6 protein-coding genes are annotated in these 5,432 nt (G+C 70.8%); 3 read left to right on the top strand and 3 right to left on the bottom strand.

Annotated features, from left to right (window positions below):
• The first annotated feature begins 312 nt into the window (after window positions 1-312).
• The 3 genes from KPL57_RS59505 to KPL57_RS59495 all read left to right on the top strand — a co-directional run bounded on the left by KPL57_RS59505 (window position 313) and on the right by KPL57_RS59495 (window position 3,019).
• On the top strand, window positions 313-768 hold the full coding sequence (locus tag KPL57_RS59505; protein WP_226358811.1) for a hypothetical protein: 456 nt from the start codon (window positions 313-315) through the stop codon (window positions 766-768).
• A 292-nt stretch (window positions 769-1,060) separates the two neighbouring features.
• On the top strand, window positions 1,061-2,203 hold the full coding sequence (locus tag KPL57_RS59500) for a hypothetical protein (RefSeq protein ID WP_226358816.1): 1,143 nt from the start codon (window positions 1,061-1,063) through the stop codon (window positions 2,201-2,203).
• A 144-nt stretch (window positions 2,204-2,347) separates the two neighbouring features.
• The gene (locus tag KPL57_RS59495) at window positions 2,348-3,019 is read left to right on the top strand and encodes a hypothetical protein (protein ID WP_226358815.1); all 672 of its coding nucleotides are present in this window, start codon (window positions 2,348-2,350) and stop codon (window positions 3,017-3,019) included.
• Window positions 3,020-3,065: 46 nt separating this feature from the next.
• Here KPL57_RS59495 and KPL57_RS59490 read toward each other — a convergent pair whose 3' ends face one another.
• From KPL57_RS59490 to KPL57_RS59480, 3 genes are all read right to left on the bottom strand, one after another.
• Window positions 3,066-3,731 carry a hypothetical protein gene (locus KPL57_RS59490; RefSeq protein WP_226358814.1) on the bottom strand — a complete coding sequence of 222 codons (666 nt, stop codon included), beginning with the start codon at window positions 3,729-3,731 and terminating at the stop codon, window positions 3,066-3,068.
• A gap of 8 nt (window positions 3,732-3,739) precedes the next feature.
• On the bottom strand, window positions 3,740-4,372 hold the full coding sequence (locus KPL57_RS59485) for a hypothetical protein (protein ID WP_226358813.1): 633 nt from the start codon (window positions 4,370-4,372) through the stop codon (window positions 3,740-3,742).
• 292 nt (window positions 4,373-4,664) lie between these two features.
• Window positions 4,665-5,120, bottom strand: a complete 456-nt coding sequence (locus KPL57_RS59480) for a hypothetical protein (RefSeq protein WP_226358811.1) — start codon at window positions 5,118-5,120, stop codon at window positions 4,665-4,667.
• Window positions 5,121-5,432 lie beyond the last annotated feature (312 nt).

Below are 5,432 nucleotides of genomic sequence, written 5' to 3'. Positions count from 1 at the left end.
TGTATAGGACAGGTGATCGGCTATGGGCCATGCTGCCCTTGGCGTCTGCGCGTCTCCACCGGTGGGTGGAACTTTCCTTCCAGACTCCCCCGACAGTGACCATGATCCCGGCGTTGACCAGGGCTTTTCCTGGTGCCCGGACGGGTTGACCGAGCAGGTCATCGACCGTCTCTACGGCGACCTCCTCGCATGCCTCAACGGGCCGACCGGGCCGTCTGGCGGGGCACCCGCAGGCCGCCTGCTGACGCTTCCGCCCCGACGTCCCGTGGCCGTTTCCGCTGGTCAGTCGGTCATCGTGGGCGGTGAGGCGGCATGAAGCGCCGTAACCAGGCCCGGACGGTGGTCTTCCGTTCCGAGGGCGCCGACACACTGTGGGCGACCCGCATGCACGAAGCCGGACACGTCGTCATGACCCGCGCCTCCGGCGGCTGGGTCACCCGAGTCACCATCGGCGACGACGGCACCGGCAGCACCGAATCCGTCTTCCCACCCTGGGTCGACCTGCACCTCTACTACGACCTGGCCTGCGACTACGCCGGCGCCATCGCCGAAGGCATCGACTTCGACCACCCCGCCTGCGCCTCCGACATCGCCTACGCCAACCGCACCCTGCGCCACGTCCCCTGGACCGCGCGACGACGCATCGAACGACGCAGCAAAAAAACCGCACGCAACTTCGTCGGACCCACGATCTTCGGGCCACGCTGGCGCGTCATCCGCACCGCCCACACCCTGCCCAACCCGGGAACACGGCGGTTCCGCCGATGAACGCCATGCCCCGACAGATCGTGGCCGTACTCGGTGACCGAGCCCGTGAACTCGCCGCGCTCACCGCCCTGACCACCGCCACCTGGGCCCTGACCTGGTGGTTCGCCATCCCCACCACACTCGCCGCCGCATGGTGGACAGCCACCGAAATACGCCTGTGGCGCGCATCCCGAGCCGCCGCGACACCACCGACACCGAACGGACTCGCCACAGCAGCAGTCACCTCAGAGGTCGCTGTAACGCCCGCTGAGCCAGTTTCGGCTGGTCAGCAGGACAAGGGGAGGGCCGGAGCATGACCACCACGAACCACTCGTGGGCTGCAACCCGGGCGGCGGAGCGGCGTGAAGGCCGCGCTCTGGACGCCCGCCTCGCCCGGGAAGCCGCCGATGCTGCTGCGCAGCGGCGGATCGCCGAGCAGAACGCCCGCCGCGACCGCGCCCAGACCGACCGCGATGCGGCTGAACGTCGCCGGACTGAGCAGCGGCAGGCACGAGCAGCCGCGCGGGCTGCTACCCGCGCCAAGGCCCTGACCTGGGCATCCACCCACATCGTCGAGTTGCTGATCTACCCGATCGCGCTGCTCTCGTTCGCTCTGGCCGCACCCGCGATGGCCGCCTACGGCACCACGATCTACGGCCCGGGCGGTGTGCTACTGGCCGGGATCACCGAACTCGGCATGTGGGCCTTCGCGATCGCCGTCGTCGCCTCCCGACACCGCACACCGGACCGGCCGGTGGTCGGCCTGCAGGCCGGGGTGGTGCTGTTCTCCCTGGTCGCAGCCTCGATGAACCTCCTCCACGGCCTCGACCAGGGCTGGACAGCCGGGATTGTCATGGCGGTCGTGTCGATCGCCGGGGTCGCCGCGCACCAGCTCACTCTCGCCGGGGCACCCCGCTCCCGAGCCGAGCGCCGGGACGCCCGCCTGACCGCGCTGGTGGAGGCGAAGACCAGCCGCGCCCGGCGCCTCGCCGTCCGCGACGCGGCAGCGGTCATCGACACCGAAGGCACCGCGGCCCTGGCCTATCGGCCCGGGACCTACCAGGTCCACCGCCGGGCACTCGCCGCGACCGCCGCCCCGGAACGGCCTGTCACACCGGTCGCGCCGGTCGGCGGCGGCCGCGCCGATGACTGGGACTGGGCACTGGCCGCCCTCGTCGAGGGCGCCGGATGCGTCGACTCGCGGCTCACCAACGACCTCGACTACGAGGCCGACCCGGCCCTCGACTCCGACCTCGACTGCCTCGACTCCGACCTCGACTCCCACCTCGACGATGATCATGGGGCGGTGTCGCCGTCCTCGACCGCCGTGACGAGGAGTCGGGTGGGGAGTCGAGGGCTGACCTGCGACAGTCGACCCACCCAAGATCATCGTCGACCCCCGGAGTCGGCCCCGACCATGATCTTGAAACCGGGTCGACCCCCGCAGCCTGGATGATCTTCGCGACCAGCTCCGGACAGCGGTCGACGAGGGCCGCGTCGACCCCGGCTCGGCCGAATCGATCCGCCGGACACTGCGCTGCTCCGCTGCCCGCGCCCGCCAACTCCGCGACGAGGTCCGCGGCGAGACCGGAGGCCCGCGATGAACAACGACGACCGTGAGAAGAACGAGAAGTCTGGCGGCGCCAGCCCGAACCAGCACGCGCCATCAGGGGACAGACTGGCGCCGGTCATCACCCTGCACCACCACGACCAGCACACCGACGACACCCCCGAGGTCGTCGAAGGCGAGATCGTCGACCCGACCTGCGGACCGCAGGTGGAAGACCCCGCGCCCGGGACACCGGGAACCGACGTGGTGGTGTCGCGGCGCGACATCTACCGCTCCGACCTGCACGCCGCAGGCCGAGGCGCCCTCGCCGTCGCCACCCACCCCGTCACCGTCGGCGGAACGAAGGCCCTGGTCCGCAACACGTGGTTCGTGTTCTCCGGCGCCGGTGTGCTGGTCCAACGCTGGCGCGACACCGGCGCCGGAGAACACGAACCACGTGTTGCGGACCAGGGCCTTCGTTCCGCCGACGGTGACGGGGTGGGTGGCGACGGCGAGGGCGCCTCGGCCTGCGGCGTGCAGGTCGGAGCGGTAGATGTCGCGCCGCGACACCACCACGTCGGTTCCCGGTGTCCCGGGCGCGGGGTCTTCCACCTGCGGTCCGCAGGTCGGGTCGACGATCTCGCCTTCGACGACCTCGGGGGTGTCGTCGGTGTGCTGGTCGTGGTGGTGCAGGGTGATGACCGGCGCCAGTCTGTCCCCTGATGGCGCGTGCTGGTTCGGGCTGGCGCCGCCAGACTTCTCGTTCTTCTCACGGTCGTCGTTGTTCATCGCGGGCCTCCGGTCTCGCCGCGGACCTCGTCGCGGAGTTGGCGGGCGCGGGCAGCGGAGCAGCGCAGTGTCCGGCGGATCGATTCGGCCGAGCCGGGGTCGACGCGGCCCTCGTCGACCGCTGTCCGGAGCTGGTCGCGAAGATCATCCAGGCTGCGGGGGTCGACCCGGTTTCAAGATCATGGTCGGGGCCGACTCCGGGGGTCGACGATGATCTTGGGTGGGTCGACTGTCGCAGGTCAGCCCTCGACTCCCCACCCGACTCCTCGTCACGGCGGTCGAGGACGGCGACACCGCCCCCATGATCATCGTCGAGGTGGGAGTCGAGGTCGGAGTCGAGGCAGTCGAGGTCGGAGTCGAGGGCCGGGTCGGCCTCGTAGTCGAGGTCGTTGGTGAGCCGCGAGTCGACGCATCCGGCGCCCTCGACGAGGGCGGCCAGTGCCCAGTCCCAGTCATCGGCGCGGCCGCCGCCGACCGGCGCGACCGGTGTGACAGGCCGTTCCGGGGCGGCGGTCGCGGCGAGTGCCCGGCGGTGGACCTGGTAGGTCCCGGGCCGATAGGCCAGGGCCGCGGTGCCTTCGGTGTCGATGACCGCTGCCGCGTCGCGGACGGCGAGGCGCCGGGCGCGGCTGGTCTTCGCCTCCACCAGCGCGGTCAGGCGGGCGTCCGGCGCTCGGCTCGGGAGCGGGGTGCCCCGGCGAGAGTGAGCTGGTGCGCGGCGACCCCGGCGATCGACACGACCGCCATGACAATCCCGGCTGTCCAGCCCTGGTCGAGGCCGTGGAGGAGGTTCATCGAGGCTGCGACCAGGGAGAACAGCACCACCCCGGCCTGCAGGCCGACCACCGGCCGGTCCGGTGTGCGGTGTCGGGAGGCGACGACGGCGATCGCGAAGGCCCACATGCCGAGTTCGGTGATCCCGGCCAGTAGCACACCGCCCGGGCCGTAGATCGTGGTGCCGTAGGCGGCCATCGCGGGTGCGGCCAGAGCGAACGAGAGCAGCGCGATCGGGTAGATCAGCAACTCGACGATGTGGGTGGATGCCCAGGTCAGGGCCTTGGCGCGGGTAGCAGCCCGCGCGGCTGCTCGTGCCTGCCGCTGCTCAGTCCGGCGACGTTCAGCCGCATCGCGGTCGGTCTGGGCGCGGTCGCGGCGGGCGTTCTGCTCGGCGATCCGCCGCTGCGCAGCAGCATCGGCGGCTTCCCGGGCGAGGCGGGCGTCCAGAGCGCGGCCTTCACGCCGCTCCGCCGCCCGGGTTGCAGCCCACGAGTGGTTCGTGGTGGTCATGCTCCGGCCCTCCCCTTGTCCTGCTGACCAGCCGAAACTGGCTCAGCGGGCGTTACAGCGACCTCTGAGGTGACTGCTGCTGTGGCGAGTCCGTTCGGTGTCGGTGGTGTCGCGGCGGCTCGGGATGCGCGCCACAGGCGTATTTCGGTGGCTGTCCACCATGCGGCGGCGAGTGTGGTGGGGATGGCGAACCACCAGGTCAGGGCCCAGGTGGCGGTGGTCAGGGCGGTGAGCGCGGCGAGTTCACGGGCTCGGTCACCGAGTACGGCCACGATCTGTCGGGGCATGGCGTTCATCGGCGGAACCGCCGTGTTCCCGGGTTGGGCAGGGTGTGGGCGGTGCGGATGACGCGCCAGCGTGGCCCGAAGATCGTGGGTCCGACGAAGTTGCGTGCGGTTTTTTTGCTGCGTCGTTCGATGCGTCGTCGCGCGGTCCAGGGGACGTGGCGCAGGGTGCGGTTGGCGTAGGCGATGTCGGAGGCGCAGGCGGGGTGGTCGAAGTCGATGCCTTCGGCGATGGCGCCGGCGTAGTCGCAGGCCAGGTCGTAGTAGAGGTGCAGGTCGACCCAGGGTGGGAAGACGGATTCGGTGCTGCCGGTGCCGTCGTCGCCGATGGTGACTCGGGTGACCCAGCCGCCGGAGGCGCGGGTCATGACGACGTGTCCGGCTTCGTGCATGCGGGTCGCCCACAGTGTGTCGGCGCCCTCGGAACGGAAGACCACCGTCCGGGCCTGGTTACGGCGCTTCATGCCGCCTCACCGCCCACGATGACCGACTGACCAGCGGAAACGGCCACGGGACGTCGGGGCGGAAGCGTCAGCAGGCGGCCTGCGGGTGCCCCGCCAGACGGCCCGGTCGGCCCGTTGAGGCATGCGAGGAGGTCGCCGTAGAGACGGTCGATGACCTGCTCGGTCAACCCGTCCGGGCACCAGGAAAAGCCCTGGTCAACGCCGGGATCATGGTCACTGTCGGGGGAGTCTGGAAGGAAAGTTCCACCCACCGGTGGAGACGCGCAGACGCCAAGGGCAGCATGGCCCATAGCCGATCACCTGTCCTATACA

The organism is Pseudonocardia sp. ICBG601, assembly GCF_020496245.1.
Note: the sequence above shows the minus strand (reverse complement) of the source record. Positions and strands in the feature narration are given on the sequence as shown.

Coding starts and splice junctions, on each gene's coding strand:
- KPL57_RS59505 (WP_226358811.1), top strand. CDS start 313: ATGAAGCGCCGTAACCAGGCCCGGACGGTGGTCTTCCGTTCCGAGGGC.
- KPL57_RS59500 (WP_226358816.1), top strand. CDS start 1,061: ATGACCACCACGAACCACTCGTGGGCTGCAACCCGGGCGGCGGAGCGG.
- KPL57_RS59495 (WP_226358815.1), top strand. CDS start 2,348: ATGAACAACGACGACCGTGAGAAGAACGAGAAGTCTGGCGGCGCCAGC.
- KPL57_RS59485 (WP_226358813.1), bottom strand. CDS start 4,372: ATGACCACCACGAACCACTCGTGGGCTGCAACCCGGGCGGCGGAGCGG.
- KPL57_RS59480 (WP_226358811.1), bottom strand. CDS start 5,120: ATGAAGCGCCGTAACCAGGCCCGGACGGTGGTCTTCCGTTCCGAGGGC.